The organism is Achromobacter pestifer, from assembly GCF_013267355.1.
Classification (GTDB): Bacteria; Pseudomonadota; Gammaproteobacteria; order Burkholderiales; family Burkholderiaceae_B; genus Achromobacter; species Achromobacter pestifer_A.
On sequence record NZ_CP053985.1, the window covers coordinates 682955 to 699775 of the forward strand.

A 16821-nucleotide genomic window follows, 5' to 3' on the forward strand; every position below is an offset into this window, starting at 1 on the left:
GAACCGCTCAGTAGCTATATTTCCAGGTCACCCGTTCTTTCCCCGATGGTCGAAGATTTGTCCCAGGAGCGCCCTTCAGATAGTGCTGAATTTGCACGTAGGCTCCTGCATCGAATCGAAGATCATTGAACAACTGGGTAGTGTCGGATGCGCCTCCAGGCAGCTCTCTGCATTTGCTGGGCGAGCTACGGTAGGGCTCGAAATAACACAATTCCACGCGGTCTGAAAATGCCTGCGGATAGCTCGCCACCTCGTATTTCAACCACAGCAGTTTTTTCGGCTTGTTCAATGTCCCCGAGCGAAAATCCGACGAGATGGCGTGTAGCAACGTTACGCTCCCCATGCCCTGGCCGGATGAATAAACATAAGTAATATCCGCTGACGCCTCCTTGGAAATCGTGTCTTCAGCGGCATGCGCGCAAGGCGCCAACAACATGCCAGCCCCCAGCGACGCAAGAGCATTCAGGTATTTCTTCATTTCCGCCTACCCCATGATTAATGGCTATCCTTCGAGCGATCTGGGCATCTGCCATGCACCTGCCCCAGACACCCGGATAACGGAATCCGAGGAACGAGATTTATGCTGACAAATCAATAACTTGGCGTATATTTTTTTATATGAAGAACACTATTTCTTTACGCATCCAAGAAGAGGCGTCACCATACGGCCCACTAGAGTTTTAATATGCACACCTGTGATGCGCACGCCCCTAGCCCTGAGCACGAATCAGACCCGATAACAGCAGATATTTCTCGCCGAGTTCTTCCGATCTGAATCGGTGGAATACCTGCGCAACACCGCACAATCCCCGGCTGAATGCTGGAATATCTGACTCTGACGGAAATCGAAACTCGCTGACCGCACCCCGACTCTCCGGCCTGGCTGATGCGTTAGCCCAGCGCCTTGACGATGGCTTCCCGCGCCAGCCCGACGAACTCGCTTTCACCGGCCCTTGCAGGCAACAGGCGGAATTCCGCCATCGGCAAGGCCGGTAGGCCTGGAGCGTACAGGCGGCCCATGCCGGGCCCCAATGCGGATTCATTCAGGCATGCCACGCCCAGCCCCGCCGCGACGGCCAGTTGCAGGCCGGCCACCCCGGACGCGACGTGCGCCACCGAATAAGGAACGTCGCGGCGCGACAGCAGGCGCTCGACATACTGCCGCAGCGCGCAAGTCTCTGGCAGCACCAGCAAGGGCAAGGCGTCCTGCGCCGGCGCGGCGGCGCCTTCCGCCGCCATCCACAGCAACGGCTCGCGCCGCAGCAGCGCCCCTTGCGCCCGGCCACGAACGGCGCCGCGCTCCTGGATGCGCATGGAGATGCCCACGTCGATCTCGCCCCGCTCGTAGGCGTCCTCGATGGCGCCGCTTTTCATGATGGTGACGTGCAGGCGCACCTGGGGATATTGCTCGTTCAGCCGGCGCAGCATGCGCGCCACGTCGCCGGGACGGAAATAGTCGGTAATGCACAGGCGCAATTGGCCGCGCAAGGCCACGCCACGCAGGTCGCGGTAGGCCTCGTCGCTCAGCGCCAGGATGGCGCGCGCATGCGTCAACAGCCGTTCGCCCGCGGGCGTGGCCACCACGCCGGCCTTGCCGCGCACCAACAGCGGCTGCCCTGCCCGCTCTTCCAGCTTGCGCATCTGTTCGCTGACCGATGACTGCGACAGGAAGACCTTGGGCGCGGCCGCCGTCAGGCTGCCGGCATCCAGCACGGCGACCAGGGTGCGCAATTGATCGAGGTCGAATCCGGACATGGCCTATCCAACGGAATTATCGATGGATGAAATCGTAAATTCCCGCTTTTCCGATGTCAATCCGGATCCTAGACTGGCTGCACACCTTCAAACCAACGGAGTTCCGCCATGCCCCATATCGTCGTCCACCTGTCCGGCCTATCCGATGCCGCCATCAATCGCCGCGTGGTACAAGCCGTGGCCGGCCTGACCCAGTCCGTGCTGGGCAAGCAACTGCCGGTCATCGCGATCACGCTGCAGCACATCCCCCACGACCTCTGGTTCATTGGCGGCCGGCCCCTGTCCGAACAGGGCAAGAACGCCTTCCACCTGGACATCAGCGTCACCGACGAAACCAATACCAAGGCCGAGAAGGCGCGCTACATCAAGGAGATCTACGCGGCGTTCCAGGACATCCTGGGCGAGTTGCACGAGTGTTCCTACGTGCATGTCATCGACGCGCGCGCGGCCGCCTATGGATATGGCGGGGCGACGCAGGAATACCGGCACCAGCACGGCTAGTCCCGCCATCGCACGGCAAAAAAAACGCAGCCCGTGGGCTGCGTTTTTTTCGAACCAGCGCGGAGCCGGGCTCCGCGCAAGCCGCTTAAACGGCGGATTCGCGCGCGGCGCGCTTGCGCTCGTTTTCCAGCAGGAAGCGCTTGCGCAGACGGATCGACTTGGGCGTGATTTCCACGAGTTCGTCGTCGTCGATGAATTCCACGGCGTACTCCAGCGACATCTGGATCGGCGGCACCAGGCGCACGGCTTCGTCGGTGCCCGAAGCGCGCACGTTGGTCAGCTGCTTGCCCTTGATGGGGTTCACGACCAGGTCGTTGTCGCGGCTGTGGATGCCGATGATCATGCCTTCGTACAGCGCATCGCCCGGGCTCACGAACATGCGGCCACGATCCTGCAGCTTCCACAGGGCGTAGGCCACGGCATCGCCTTGGTCCTGGCTGATCAGCACGCCGTTGCGGCGCTCGCCGATCGAGCCTTCCTTGATGGGCGCGTACTCGTGGAAGATGTGGCTCATCAGACCGGTACCGCGCGTCAGCGTCAGGAATTCGTTCTGGAAGCCGATCAGGCCACGGGCGGGGATCAGGTATTCCAGGCGGGTGCGGCCGCGGCCGTCCGGCTGCATGTCCTGCAGATCGCCCTTGCGGCGGCCCAGCTCTTCCATCACGCCGCCCTGGTGGGCGTCTTCGACGTCGACGGTCAGCGATTCGAACGGCTCGCACTTCACGCCGTCGATATCCTTGAACACCACGCGCGGACGCGACACGGCCAGCTCGTAGCCTTCGCGGCGCATCGTTTCCAGCAGAATGGTCAGGTGCAGTTCACCGCGGCCCGACACTTCGAACACCGTGTCGTCGCCCGTGTCGCGCACGCGCAGCGCCACGTTGGACTTCAGTTCGCGGTCCAGGCGGTCGCGCAATTGGCGGCTAGTCACGAACTTGCCTTCGCGGCCGGCCAGCGGCGACGTGTTCACCATGAAGTTCATGGTCAGCGTGGGTTCGTCGATGCGCAACATCGGCAGCGCATCTTGCGTGACCGTGTCGGTCACCGTGCAGCCGATGCCCAGTTCTTCGATACCGTTGATCAGCACGATGTCGCCGGCTTCGGCTTCCTCGACGACGACACGCTCCAGGCCATGGAACTTCAGGACCTGGTTGATGCGGCCGCGGCCGCCCTGGCCTTCGGGGCCGAACTTGTAGGCCACTTCCATGCCGGGGCGCATGCGGCCGCGGTTGATGCGGCCCACGCCGATCTTGCCGACGTAGCTGTTGTAGTCCAGCGAGATGATCTGCATCTGCAGCGGACCATTGGGATCGTCTTCGCGCTGCGGCACGTGTTCAAGGATGGCTTCGAACAGCGGACGCATATTGCCTTCGCGCACATCGGCGGTCAGGCCGGCGTAGCCCGACAGGCCCGAAGCGTAGATCACCGGGAAGTCCAGCTGCTCGTCGGTCGCGCCCAGCTTGTCGAACAGGTCGAACGTGGCGTTGATGACGAAATCGGTGCGGGCGCCCGGACGGTCGACCTTGTTGACCACGACGATGGGCTTCAGGCCCAGGGCCAGCGCCTTGCGGGTCACGAAGATGGTCTGGGGCATGGGGCCTTCAACCGCGTCCACCAGCAGCAGCACGCCGTCGACCATGGACAGCACGCGCTCGACTTCACCGCCGAAGTCCGCGTGTCCCGGGGTGTCGATGATGTTGATGTGCGTGCCTTCGTATTCAACGGCACAGTTCTTGGCCAGAATCGTAATGCCGCGTTCTTTTTCCAGGTCGTTCGAGTCCATGACCCGTTCGGTCAGCGCCTGGTTTTCGCGGAAGGTGCCGGATTGACGCAGCAGCTGGTCGACCAGGGTGGTTTTACCGTGGTCCACGTGGGCGATGATGGCGACGTTGCGCAAGGCGCGAGTCATAGCGAGTCCTTTAAGGTCAGGGTGGAGGGCAGCAAGCCCTCCGGCAATTCGTTCAGTGCAAGCAATGCCTGCTTGGGGTCTGGCATGGCCTGCAAGGCTTCCAGCGCAACGGCGCGTTCCAGAGAAAAAGGCCCGACGTGCGTGCGCCGCAGCGCCGTCAGGTGGGCGTAACAGCCCAGCACGCGCCCGATGTCCTGGGCCAGTGTCCGGATGTATGTGCCTTTACTGCAAGCCACATCGATCTCTGCCTGCGTCCCGTTCAAGGACAACAGCTCGATGCGGTGTATCGTGATCTGGCGCGGCGCCCGCTCCAGCTCGATGCCGGCGCGCGCGTACTCGTACAAAGGTTTGCCGTCGCGCTTGAGCGCCGAGTACATGGGCGGAATCTGCTCGATCGTGCCCGAGAAACGTGACAGCGCATCGCGCAGCGCCTGCTCATCCACGGCAAAACCCGGTTCGGCGGTCGACACGACATTGCCGGTCAGGTCGCCAGAATCGGTTTCGGAGCCAAATTGAAGCGTAGCGCGATATGCCTTGTCGGCGTTGAGCATCGCGCCGGAAATCTTGGTCGCGCGGCCCATGCAGCACACCAGCAGGCCGGTGGCGAAGGGATCAAGCGTGCCCGTATGGCCGGCTTTCGCCGCGTCCATGGCGCGTTTGGCGCGTTGCAGGGCGTGATTACTCGACAAACCCACGGGTTTGTCGAGCAACAGCACACCGTCGAGCGTAAGCCCGCGTCGTTTAGCCATCGTCGGAATCCGGTTTAAAGCAGTGACGACAGCCCGATCAGGACTGGTCTTCAGGTTCGTCGGGCACGCCCGAGTGCGGGCCGGGCCGGTTTGCGCGGTCGATGAGGATCGACATTTCGATGCCACGGGCGATTTGCTCGTCGTGGAAGAAGCGCAAAGTGGGGACAGTGTGTATGTGCAGCAGCTTGTACAGCTGGGAATGCAGCCAACCGGCTTTTTCGTTCAGCAAGGCGGTCGCGGCTTCGGGCTCGGCGCCCAGAACCGTGAAATACACCTTGGCATGCGCGTAGTCGGTCGACAGTTCCACACCAGAGAGCGTGATCAGTCCAGCGCGGGTCATGTCGATCTCGCGCTGGATGATCCCGGCCAGATCCTTCTGGATCTGGTCGGCCAGCCGCAGATTGCGGCCGGGGATGGCTTTGGACTTGTGACGGCTCATTAGAAAAATTGCCTCGCGGACGCCTTACAGCGTACGCGCGATTTCCTTGATTTCAAAGACTTCCAGTTGGTCGCCCACCTGGATATCGTTGTTGCCGCGCAGCGTAAGGCCGCAGTCGAAGCCCGACTTGACTTCCTTGACGTCGTCCTTGAAGCGGCGCAGCGACTCGAGCTGGCCGGACCATTGGACCACGTTGTTGCGCAGCAGGCGGACTTGCGAATCGCGACGCACCAGACCGTCCAGCACCATGCAACCGGCGATGTTGCCGATGCGGGAGATGCTGTAGACCTCGCGGATCTCGACCAAGCCGATGATTTCTTCCTTCTTCTCGGGCGCCAGCATGCCCGACATGGCGGCCTTCACTTCATCCACGGCGTCGTAGATGATGTTGTAGTAGCGCACGTCGATGCCGTTGTTCTCGGCCAGCTTCTTGGCGCTGGCTTCGGCGCGGACGTTGAAGCCGATGACGACGGCGTTCGAGGCGATGGCCAGGTTGATGTCGCTTTCCGAGATGCCGCCCACGGCCGCGTGCACAACCTGCACGCGCACTTCGTCGGTCGACAGCTTGGTCAGGGACTGCACCAGCGCTTCCTGCGAACCCTGGACATCGGTCTTCACGATCAGGGCCAGCGTCTGCGTGCCCTCGCCCAGGTTGTCGAACATGGACTCGAGCTTGGCGGCCTGCTGGCGGGCCAGCTTGACGTCACGGAACTTGCCCTGGCGGAACAGCGCGATTTCGCGCGCCTTGCGCTCGTCGGACAGCACCATCAGTTCGTCGCCGGCGGCCGGCACTTCGGTCAGGCCCTGGATTTCCACGGGGATCGAGGGGCCGGCTTCCTGGATCGGCTTGCCGTTTTCGTCGAGCATGGCGCGCACCCGGCCGAAGCTTGCGCCGGCCAGCACCACATCACCGCGCTTGAGCGTGCCGCTCTGCACCAGGATGGTCGCGACCGGGCCGCGGCCCTTGTCCAGGCGGGCTTCAATGACCAGGCCCTTGGCGGGCGCGTCTTCCGCTGCCTTCAACTCCAGCACTTCGGCTTGCAACAGCACGTTTTCGAGCAGGGCGTCGATGCCTTCGCCGGTCTTGGCGGACACGCCCACGAACGGCACGTCGCCACCGTATTCTTCCGGCACGACCTGTTCGGCGACCAATTCCTGCTTGACGCGGTCGAGGTTGGCGGACGGCTTGTCGATCTTGGTCACGGCCACGACCATGGGTACACCCGCGGCCTTGGCATGGTGGATGGCTTCACGCGTTTGCGGCATCACGCCGTCGTCGGAAGCAACCACCAGAATCACGATATCGGTCGCCTTGGCGCCGCGGGCACGCATGGCGGTGAACGCCTCGTGGCCCGGGGTGTCAAGGAAGGTCACCATGCCGCGCTCGGTCTGAACGTGGTAGGCGCCAATGTGCTGCGTGATGCCGCCGGCTTCGCCCGCGGCAACCTTGGCGCGGCGGATGTAGTCCAGCAGCGAGGTCTTGCCGTGGTCGACGTGGCCCATGACGGTCACGACCGGGGCGCGCGGCAGCTGTTCGGCTTCCGACACGCTTGCGGTTTCGTCCAGGAAGGCTTCCGGGTCATCCAGCTTGGCGGCGATTGCCACGTGGCCCAGTTCCTCGACCACGATCATGGCGGTTTCCTGGTCCAGCACCTGGTTGATGGTGACCATCTGGCCCAGCTTCATCAATTGCTTGATGACTTCGGCGGCCTTGACGGACATCTTGTGGGCCAGGTCGGCCACGCTGATGGTTTCCGGCACGTGGACTTCACGCGCGATGAATTCCTGCGGCGCCGGCTCGTTGCGACGGTCATTCTGCTGGTGGCGGCCGCCTCGGCCGCCGCCCTTGCCACCGCCCTTGCCACCTGCGCGCCAACCGTCGCGGCTGGCCGGAGCTGCCGGCTTGTCCGCGGGCTTCTTGCGCGATGCGTCATCGGACCAGGTCGAAGCGACTTCGGCGGTCTTGATGGTTTTCTTCGTGCCAGGGGCAGCGGGCTTGGCGTCCTTCTTGGCGCCAGGAGTCGCGCCCGGCTTGCCGGCCGGCTTGTGCAGCGTGCCCGAGATCGGCGCCGCAGCGGCGGGCGCCTCCGGCTCGGGAGCGCGCAGCACCTTGCGCGGGCGGTTCAGCATCTCGCGCAGAGCGGCAGCTTCGGCCTCGGCCTTACGGCGGGCCTCATCGCGGGCTGCCGGCGCAGCGGAAGCTGCGAGGGGCGGGCCGGCGCGGCGGTTGTCCGCGCGGTTGCCTACCTTGACGGCGGGCGCGGCGGGCTCGGGCTTCGCGGCGGTTTTGACGGGTTCGGACTTCGCAGCAGGCTGAGCCTGGGCGACAGGCGCGGTGGCCTGGGAGGATGATGGTTCGGACTTATTGGCTAGCACAACGGGTTCCGGCTTGGCTTCTTCAGCCTTGGGCTCGGTGGATTCAGTCTTGACTTCGGGCTTGGCCTCTTCGGCCACGGGCTCGGCAGGAGCAGGCGCCGACGTCGGTTCGGGTTCAGGCTGGGCCTGGACTTCGACGGCTTGCGCCTCGACGGGAGCGGGCGCTTCGGCCGCGACGGATTCAACAGGCGCGGGCGCTTCAACCGGCGCGGGCGCTTCTGCAGCAACGGGCTCTTCCGCCTTGACGGGAGCAGCAGCCTCCGCCTGGACGGGAGCGGCCTCGCGAGAAGCGGCAGCAGAGGGAGCCTCGGGTGCGACGGGCGCCGACACCTGCGGCGCCACATCGGCGGCTGCTTCATCTTCGGCGCGCGCGGACGCGGCCTGTTCCAGGGCGATTTCGGAGGGATCACGCTTGACGAACACGCGCTTCTTGCGCACTTCGACCTGGATCGTGCGCGAACGGCCGGTGGCATCGGCCTGGCGGATCTCGGACGTCTGGCGGCGCGTCAGGGTGATCTTCTTGCCTTCGGTCGCACCATGGGCGCGACGCAGCGATTCGAGCAATTTCGCCTTGTCGCTGTCGGTGACGGAATCGTCGACCGATTTGAGGTCAACGCCGGCCGAGCGCAGCTGATCCAGCAGCACATTGGCAGGCATTTTCAGCTCGGTAGCGAACTGCGCGACGGTATTACTCGACATTAGGCTCTCTCTTCCCTATATGCAGCTATTACAAACAACGTGAACTCGCGGCGGCGGATATCCCGCCCGCCGCGGACCCGTGTCCTTTTGGTTATTCCTCGTCGAACCAATGGGCGCGGGCACGCATGATGAGATCGCTGGCTTCCTGTTCGGTCAGGCCGGCGATTTCCGCCAGCTCGTCCGTCGCCAGTTCGGCCAGATCATCACGCGTATGCACTTGGCGCTCGGCCAGCTTCGCAGCCAGCTCGGGCGTCATGCCTTCGAGTTCGAGCAAATCCTGCGCAGTCTCAAGGCGCTCTTCCTGGGCGATTGCCTCGGTCAGCAGCGCATTGCGGGCACGGGCGCGCAACTCATTAATGGTGTCTTCGTCAAAAGCCTCGATTTCCAGCAGTTCCTGCATGGGCACGTAGGCGATTTCCTCGATACCGGTAAAACCTTCGTCGATCAGGATGTCAGCGACTTCCTCGTCGACGTCCAGCTTGCTCATGAACGTGGCGCGCAGGCCCGAACGCTCGACTTCCTGGCGGTTCAGGCTTTCTTCCGGCGTCATGATGTTGATCTGCCAGCCGGTCAGCTCGGAAGCCAGGCGCACGTTCTGACCCTTGGCGCCGATGGCCTTGGGCAGGTTTTCCTCGTCCACCACGACATCCATCGCGTGCTTGTCTTCATCAACGACGATGGACTCGACGTTGGCCGGCGCCAGGGCGCCGATGACAAACTGCGCGGGGTCTTCCGACCACAGCACAATATCGACCTGCTCGCCGCCCAGCTCGTTGCGCACGGCGGTAACGCGCGAACCGCGCATACCCACGCAGGTGCCGATCGGGTCGATGCGCTTATCGTATGCCACCACGGCGATCTTCGCACGCACGCCGGCGTCGCGGGCTGCGGCTTTGATCTCCAGCAGGCCCTGCTCGATTTCGGGAACTTCGTTCTCGAACAGCTGGCGGATGAATTCCGGCGCGGTGCGCGACAGGATCACCTGCTGGCCGCGCGCGGCGTGGTCTACACGCAACACAAAAGCGCGGACGCGGTCAGCCACCCGGAGGTTTTCCTTCGGGATCATTTCGGAGCGCGGCAGGCGCGCTTCGATCTTGCCGGTTTCGACGATGGCGTCGCCCTTGTCCATGCGCTTGATCGTGCCGGACACGATGCTTTCGCCACGGTCCAGGAAGTCATTAAGCACCTGCTCGCGTTCGGCGTCGCGGATCTTCTGCAGAATGGCCTGCTTGGCGGCCTGCGCGCCGATGCGGCCGAACTCGATGGGTTCGAGCGGCTCTTCGATGTACTCGCCTTCCTTGATGCCGGGAACGATTTCCAGCGCGTCCGACAGCATTTCCTGCTTGTCGGGCTCTTGCAGGCCTGCCTCATCGGGCACGACCAGCCAGCGGCGGAAGCCTTCGTGATCGCCCGTGTCCCTATCGATGGCGACACGGATGTCCGCATCGTCCTTGAAGCGCTTTTTCATCGCCGAGGCCAGCGCGCTTTCCAGCGCCCCGAACACGACGTCGCGCGTGACGTTCTTTTCACGCGCCAAGGCATCGACCAACAGAAGAATTTCGCGACTCATCGCTTTTTGCCCTTGAAATCCAGAACGGGATCCAGTTTTGCACGTTCGATATCGTCGATCGTGAAATTCAATACCTGGACTTCGTTCTTTTTTGCCTCAAATTCGAGACCGAACACGGTCTGTTGCACCCCAGCAGCCGCGTCGGAGGCTGCGGCGTCGTCTTCGGGCAAAGTCAATATGCCGGCAAAGACCTTACGGCCGTCCAATGCCTCGCGCAGCTTGATTTCGATGCGCTCGCCTGCGAAACGGCGGAATTCAGCCTCGTTGCGCAGCGGGCGGTCTACGCCCGGCGAACCGACTTCCATCCGCTTGTAGTCGACATTTTCGACTTCGAACACCCGCGACAACTGGCGGGACACCTGCTCACAGTCTTCGATGCGCACACCGCCGACCCGATCGATCGTGACGCGCAAAAGGCCCAGGGCGGCACGCTCGACGTCCACGAGTTCGACGTCCATGCCGGCCAGAGCCTCTTTGGTCAATGCGAATAAATCAGCCATATACTCAAAAAAAATGGGCTGTACGCCCAGCCCACCGTATTGCACAGAGCCCAGCCGCCACCCTACTGCACGTAAGGAGCAATGCTGGGCAGTGCCCTATATTGCGACCTAAATTTGGCTTGCGCCGCCCAGGCCATTCTTGACCCGCCGCCCCAACCCGCAATCCGGGCCAGGCGACACCAGGCGCAAAGTCCGATGCAAACTGCCAGGCTGTCGCCGTCATTCCCTGTATTTGCGTGCTGTATTTGCCTGCATTTTCCTTGCAGGCACGCAAAAGGCAACGACACGAAGCCATGAAAACCAGTGATTTTACCAGATAAACTGGAAAAACGCCTGATTCGTCACGGGCTTACGTTTATGCGGGACATATCCCACGCGGCGGCGCTGCCAGCGCGCCGCCCGGAGACCCTCAACGACCCTGACGGCCGCGCCCGCCCATCACGCCCAGACGGGATTCGTGAGCCGATGCGCCGCGCGGCTGCCAGTCATCGCCGCGAGGAGCCGATGAGGCACTGCGGGGCGCGCGCGGCTTGCCGCCAGCGCCCGGTCCCTTATTGCCGGAGCCGCCCGATTTATTGCCGGAGCCGCCCGATTTGTTGCCACCACGGCCGCCGCCAGCGCCCGCGCCAGCGCCCGCACCCGCCGGCTTGCCGCCGCGACCGCTGCCGCCGCGCGCACCGGCAGGCTTGCCGCCGGCCGGCCGACGGCCGCCAGCCGGCGCCTCCGCCGTGTTGCCGATGCCGGCCTCGACCGACGCGGCATTGCCAGGTTGATCACCCGCCGCAGCCGCGCGCGGACCGCGCGGCTTGCCGCCGGATTTGCCACCAGGCTTGCCGCCCTGCTTGTTGCCAGGCTTGGCGCCGCCCGCTGCGGCACGGCCGCCTACGGGCTTGCCGACCTTGCGGTTGCCGCCTGCGCTCTCTCCCGACAAGGGATGCCCGTTGGCATAACCGCCGGCAATCATCAAGCCCGTGCCGAAAGGATCCGAGGGACACGCAGCCGCCTGACCCGCGCTGCCCAAGCGACCGCCTTGCAGCTTGCCGCGGCGGCCGATGCGGGCGCCATTCATGCCGTTGCGATCCATGGTGCCAAAGCCCGGGGGCAGCGCACTGTCATGCGACTGCGGCTGCTTGGAGCGGCGGCGGTTGGCGCCGGATTCGTCATCGTCGCGCACCAGGCCCAGCTGGACCATCAGGGCCGTAACCAGGGAGGAATCCAGTTCCTCCCAACGGCCGCGGCGCAGCGTGCGCGGCAGGACCACATCGCCGAAACGGGTGCGGATCAGCCGGCTGACCGTGACACCCACGGCCTCGAACATGCGACGGACTTCGCGGTTGCGGCCTTCCTGCAGGGTGACCCGGTACCAACGGTTGCTGCCGTCGCCGCCCAGATAGTCCAGCGCGCCGAAGGCGGCCATGCCGTCATCCAGCTGGATGCCGTCGACCAGCGACTGGCGCTGGGCCTCGTCCATCTCGCCCAGCACGCGAACCGCATACTCGCGCTCCGTGCCATAGCGCGGATGCATGATGCGGTTGGCCATGTCGCCGGACGTCGTGAAGATCAGCAGACCTTCGGTGTTCAGGTCCAGACGGCCCACCGACAGCCACTTGCCCGTGCGCAGCTTGGGCAGGCGGGCGAAGACGCTTGCGCGGCCGCCCGGATCGTCGTGACTGACGATTTCGCCGGCAGGCTTGTGATACAGGATCACGCGCGGCGGCTTCTTCGTATTCACGCGCATGATGGGCTTGCCGTTGACGCGCACTTGGTCATTGGGCGCCACGCGCTGGCCGATATGGGCCGGCTCGCCGTTGACGGACACCCGGCCCGCGACGATCAGCTCTTCCATTTCGCGGCGCGAACCGATACCGGCATCCGCCAGCACCTTGTGCAGCTTGGGCATGACCGAATCGCTGTTCAGGTACTTGCCCAGTCGCTGCTCCATGCGGTCAGCGGTTTCCAGGTACGACAGCGCCTGCTCGGCTTCCTGCTCGGTGCCGCGCGATTCCTGCGGCTCGGCCTGCTCAGGAGCGGCAGCGGCCGCTGCCGGCTGGGCCTCGCCCGCCGGCGCCTGTTCGGCGGCGGCATCGCCGCGGCGGCGGCGGAACGGCGTTCTCAACTTGCGGCCCCGGCCGCGGGCGCCCGTCTCGCCTTCAGCCGCCGGCTCGCGCGCGGCGGATTCCGGCTGGCCGTTGGAAACGGCATCATCCGAACGGGGATTGTCGTCCTGCATTGCTGTATTCGTTGTCACTGGGACAGCTCCGAATTTCAAACTTGGGTGGGCCTGCCTGCGGCAGGCTCGTCATCATCTGGGGACGCCGGCTCACGATCAGCCTCTGGCCGCTCGAAGCCTGCCTCATCCGATTCCGGGGAGGCGGCATCCGGGCCAGGCCGAACAGGAGAGGCAAGACCGGAAGCGGGCTCATGCCCGGCGGCGTCAGGCGCCACGGTATCGGTCTGGTCAATCGGGTCGGTCGGTTCCGCGTGTTTTGCGTTCTCGACGCTTTCCTTTGCAGCACCGGCTTCTGGGGCATCGGCGGCCATATCGGAAATGTCGTTGTCAGCCGCGTCGTCGGGAAAACCGGACATGGCTGACTTATTGGACAAGCCTTCGGCTTGCTCCCGGACGGTGGATTCGTCGGCGGGATCCGCGCCTTCTTCTGTGCGCGAAAGCACGGATTCTACGCTATCGACGGGAGCTATGGGTACATCCTGTTCCGAAACAGACAATTCCGCAACCGGAATACTGGTTTCAGACGCTTCGTCCTCGCCCGCGGCAGACGCCGGTTCGCCTTCGGAACGAGCCACGGCTTCGCCGCCAGCCTCACTCTCGGCACTTGCTTCGCCTTCGGCGGGCGCATCGCCCTCGGCAACAGGCCCTTCCCCGCCCATCACCTGCTGCACTTCGCCGAGGTCCAGCCCGGCCAGCGCCGCGGCCGCCTGCGCGGATTCCAGCGCAGGCAGCTCGTCGAGCGCCCGCAGGCCCAGATCATCTAGAAACTGGCGCGTGGTGCCAAACAATGCCGGACGTCCCGGCGCGTCGCGGTGGCCGATAACCTCGATCCAGCCGCGGTCCTCGAGCGCCTTCACGATCTGGGAAGACACCGTAACGCCGCGGATGTCCTCGATGTCGCCCCGCGTCACCGGCTGGCGCCAGGCCACGATGGCCAGCGTCTCCATCACGGCGCGCGAATACTTGGGCGGCTTTTCCGGATTCAGGCGCTCAAGGTAGCGCTGCATGCGCGGGCGGCTCTGGAAGCGCCACCCGGTGGCCAGCTGCACCAGTTCCAGGCCGCCGTCGGCCCAATTGGCCTGCAGCGTTTCCAGCAGCGCGCGCAACGCGCTGTTGTCGAATTGTTCATCGTCCCCGAACAGCTTGCGCATATCGGACAGTTGCATCGGCTGCGCCGCGCAAAGCAGCGCGGTTTCCAACACGAGTATTGCCTCGCTATCGTTCATCGACATTCAAATTCAAAAAGGGCTAACTTGCGCTAGGTTGAAAATAAGGCTACTATTCATTTCTCAGACGCGGGGTGGAGCAGTCTGGCAGCTCGTCGGGCTCATAACCCGAAGGTCGTAGGTTCAAATCCTGCCCCCGCAACCAAATTGATTCAGGCCTGGCGTACGCGCCGGGCCTTTTTCATTTGCGGCGCCGGAAAAAATCAACAAGCACGACAAACCCGCCAGCGCGCGCAGATCCAGCATGCCGGCGCGCGCACCCGCCGCCGGGCCGGCAGCCTCGGCGGCTCGCCAGCAACAGACAGCATGGGTTTGAGAAGTTCTCACTGGATTCCTGTGTTTACCGCCATGCGCCCCGGATATGCGTATCCCGGAGATGCGCCGAAACGACCGCGCCAATCGGAATTGGGCGGAATGCCTGCCGCGACCCGCACGGCAAACACTCAAGCAAATTCTGGAAAAGCCGGCAGAAATCGCCGGCCAGCCCGCAGAGCACGCCGGCAACCCGGCGCCGTCTTGCTGCGGCAATCGATATCAAGGACCTGATCATCGAGGCCCGGGTAGCGCGGACAGACCGCCGCAACCCACAAACCCGATACGTTTCCCCTGGCGCACGCGAAAAACCGGTTCCGCGATGCCGCGACCCACTTGAGCCGCAACCACGATTCTTGGATGTTTTCTAAAACTACGCGCTGGCAGACATAAGCCTGCCGCGCCAAGCATGTTCAAGCAGTTGTTCCATTATACCGCCATATACCCCACCCTCAAGCCCGCGCAGCGCCCCAAGCAGCGCGAAAACTACGCAACAGGCCGGTCCCACGGCGTGGATTCCAGGCGGCTCACCAGAAAATCCAGCATGGACCGCAGAATCAGGGGCATCTGGCGGCGCGACACATAGACACCGTAAATGCCCAGTTCCTGGGGCTTGCTTTGCGTCAGGATGGCCCGCAAGCGGCCCGATGCGATGTAGTCAGCCGCATAGTAGGTGGGCAGCATGGCAATGCCCGCGCCATCCAGCGCCGCGCGCGCCAGCACCGACACCTCGTTGGCGCTGATATTGCCGCTGACAGGCACATCCACCGGCTCGCCGTCGCGCTCGAAGCGCCACAGACTCTTGCCAAAATACGAATGGGTCAGGCAGTTGCGCAAGGACAGGTCCTCGATGCGAGCCGGCACGCCTTCGCGCTGCAGGTACTCGGGCGAGGCGCACACCACCGAACGGCAGACCGCCAGCTTGCGGGCAATGAGGTTGGGATCCAGGTCGTTGGTGATGCGCACGGCCAGGTCGACACGCTCTTCCACCAGATTTACGGCGCGGTCCACCAGCATCAGATCCACCGAGGTGCCGGGATGCAGCTTGACGTAGTCGGTGATGGCGCTGGCCAGATGGCGGGAGCCGAACGACATGCTGGTGGTAATGCGCAGCAAGCCGCGCGGCGTGTCATCCGGGGTCGATACCGCATTGCGCAGGTCCCCCACCATGTCCAGCATCTGCCTGCAGCGCGGCAGCGTTTCGGCGCCGGCGGGCGTCAGGCTCAGGCGCCGCGTCGTGCGGTGCAGCAGGCGCACCCCCACCCACTGCTCCATTTCCGCGAGATAGCGCGACACCATGGCGCGCGACATGTCCAGATGAATCGCCGCCGCCGACAGGCTACCCCTGTCAGCGACTTCCACGAACACCTGCATGGCTTTCAAACGATCCATGATTGTCTCGATTCTTGCACCAGACTGCTCCGGTTATACCGTATTTCGGTGCAACGCCGACATCAAAATCAAGACTCGCGCTTGATGGATCAGCCAGACAGGGACAATCAAGAGACGGGCTGTCCGAGCGCGGCGCCGACGGCGGCACGAACCTCGGCCACATCAAGCCCACGCAGGATGCAAACCAATTGCGACACTCTATCGCCGTCTGGCCACTGATCGAGCGGCGTCACCGGATAGAGCTCGCCATGCACGCCATGCACCTCGCACGGCAGCGCCTCGCCCTCGAAGCACACCAGCCCCTTCATCCGCAGCAAGCCGGCCCCATAGCGCTCGAGGATCCGCGATACGCCAGCAAGGAACGCCGCGCGCCCGACAGGCGCAACCAAAGCCAGGGAGAAGCTGCCCACGCTGCCATGACCGGCCGCCCGCGGCTGCGCAAACGGCCGCAGCCAATTCGCCAAGGCGGCGCCATCGCGCCTGGCCCGCATATCGAGACCGGCGCGCAGCGCATCGGCCAGCGGCGCATCGGGCCATTGCACGCAACGCTGCGCGCCCGGATTGATGGCGGCGACCGCCCGCCCCAGGCGCTCCATGCGCGCGGCGTCCGACAGGTCCGGCTTGCTGAATACCACCACATCCGCCAAGGCCAGCTGGCGGGCCGCCTCGGGCTGCTTTTCCAACTGATCCAGCCCGTTGCGCGCATCCGCCAGAACGATCGCGCCGCGGTACGCATAGCGCTCGGCCAGGAAGCGGTCGTGCTTGAGGGTGAACAGGATGGGCGCGGGATCGGCCAGCCCGCTGGTTTCGATGAGCACGCGGCGAAAGGGCTTGATCTTGCGGCTGAGCGCCAGCATGAACAATTCGCGCAAGGCTTCGACCACCGCGCCGCTGACGACGCAGCACAGGCAGCCGCCCTCGACCAGGACGATGTTGTCACGCGCCTGGCGCACGAGGTGATGATCTACACCGACCTCACCGTACTCATTGACGATGACGACCGCGTCAGCATACGCCGGATCCCGCAGCAGGCGATTGAGCAACGACGTCTTGCCGCTGCCCAGGAAACCGGAGATCACCGTCACGCCTATGCGCTTGTCGTCCCGCCTGTCGTCCATGCCCGCCATTCCGATGCAGAAAACCAAAAGGGCCATTCACTTGCG

The 16821-nt window shown here is 64.1% G+C and carries 13 protein-coding genes and 1 tRNA gene; 2 read left to right on the top strand and 12 right to left on the bottom strand.

Annotation, left to right across the window (positions count from 1 at the left end):
• Positions 1-7: 7 nt before the first annotated feature.
• The gene (locus FOC84_RS03590) at positions 8-478 is read right to left on the bottom strand and encodes a hypothetical protein (protein ID WP_173143212.1); all 471 of its coding nucleotides are present in this window, start codon (positions 476-478) and stop codon (positions 8-10) included.
• A gap of 413 nt (positions 479-891) precedes the next feature.
• Entirely contained in the window at positions 892-1755 is an 864-nt protein-coding gene (locus FOC84_RS03595) for a LysR family transcriptional regulator (RefSeq protein WP_173143213.1), read from the bottom strand.
• Positions 1756-1863: 108 nt separating this feature from the next.
• Between FOC84_RS03595 and FOC84_RS03600 the strand changes: the two genes are divergently transcribed.
• Positions 1864-2256 carry a tautomerase family protein gene (locus FOC84_RS03600; RefSeq protein WP_173143214.1) on the top strand — a complete coding sequence of 131 codons (393 nt, stop codon included), beginning with the start codon at positions 1864-1866 and terminating at the stop codon, positions 2254-2256.
• 85 nt (positions 2257-2341) lie between these two features.
• On the opposite strand, the gene typA is transcribed toward FOC84_RS03600, so the two are convergent.
• The 8 genes from typA to scpB all read right to left on the bottom strand — a co-directional run bounded on the left by typA (position 2342) and on the right by scpB (position 13960).
• Positions 2342-4165, bottom strand: coding sequence for a translational GTPase TypA (typA, locus tag FOC84_RS03605; RefSeq protein WP_173143215.1), 1824 nt, complete (start codon positions 4163-4165; stop codon positions 2342-2344).
• The gene (truB, locus tag FOC84_RS03610; protein ID WP_173143216.1) at positions 4162-4914 is read right to left on the bottom strand and encodes a tRNA pseudouridine(55) synthase TruB; all 753 of its coding nucleotides are present in this window, start codon (positions 4912-4914) and stop codon (positions 4162-4164) included. Before truB ends, typA begins: the two co-directional genes overlap by 4 nt.
• A gap of 37 nt (positions 4915-4951) precedes the next feature.
• Complete coding sequence (gene rbfA / locus FOC84_RS03615; protein ID WP_088139257.1) at positions 4952-5353, bottom strand: 30S ribosome-binding factor RbfA; 402 nt, start codon at positions 5351-5353, stop codon at positions 4952-4954.
• A 24-nt stretch (positions 5354-5377) separates the two neighbouring features.
• A complete protein-coding gene (gene infB / locus FOC84_RS03620) occupies positions 5378-8428 on the bottom strand; it encodes a translation initiation factor IF-2 (RefSeq protein ID WP_173143217.1) in 3051 nt (1016 codons plus the stop codon).
• A gap of 91 nt (positions 8429-8519) precedes the next feature.
• Positions 8520-9998: a transcription termination factor NusA gene (gene nusA, locus FOC84_RS03625; RefSeq protein ID WP_173143218.1), complete on the bottom strand. Its 1479-nt coding sequence runs from the start codon at positions 9996-9998 to the stop codon at positions 8520-8522.
• Positions 9995-10498: a ribosome maturation factor RimP gene (rimP, locus tag FOC84_RS03630; protein ID WP_088139254.1), complete on the bottom strand. Its 504-nt coding sequence runs from the start codon at positions 10496-10498 to the stop codon at positions 9995-9997. The genes nusA and rimP overlap by 4 nt, the downstream gene beginning before the upstream one ends.
• A gap of 409 nt (positions 10499-10907) precedes the next feature.
• Complete coding sequence (rluB, locus tag FOC84_RS03635) at positions 10908-12728, bottom strand: 23S rRNA pseudouridine(2605) synthase RluB (RefSeq protein WP_173143219.1); 1821 nt, start codon at positions 12726-12728, stop codon at positions 10908-10910.
• Between the two features lie 35 nt (positions 12729-12763).
• Positions 12764-13960 carry an SMC-Scp complex subunit ScpB gene (scpB, locus tag FOC84_RS03640; protein WP_173143220.1) on the bottom strand — a complete coding sequence of 399 codons (1197 nt, stop codon included), beginning with the start codon at positions 13958-13960 and terminating at the stop codon, positions 12764-12766.
• 62 nt (positions 13961-14022) lie between these two features.
• Between scpB and FOC84_RS03645 the strand changes: the two genes are divergently transcribed.
• A tRNA-Met gene (locus FOC84_RS03645) sits at positions 14023-14099 on the top strand.
• Between the two features lie 653 nt (positions 14100-14752).
• Here FOC84_RS03645 and FOC84_RS03650 read toward each other — a convergent pair.
• Positions 14753-15658, bottom strand: a complete 906-nt coding sequence (locus tag FOC84_RS03650) for a LysR family transcriptional regulator (RefSeq protein WP_173143221.1) — start codon at positions 15656-15658, stop codon at positions 14753-14755.
• Between the two features lie 107 nt (positions 15659-15765).
• Positions 15766-16776 carry a CobW family GTP-binding protein gene (locus FOC84_RS03655; protein WP_173143222.1) on the bottom strand — a complete coding sequence of 337 codons (1011 nt, stop codon included), beginning with the start codon at positions 16774-16776 and terminating at the stop codon, positions 15766-15768.
• Positions 16777-16821 lie beyond the last annotated feature (45 nt).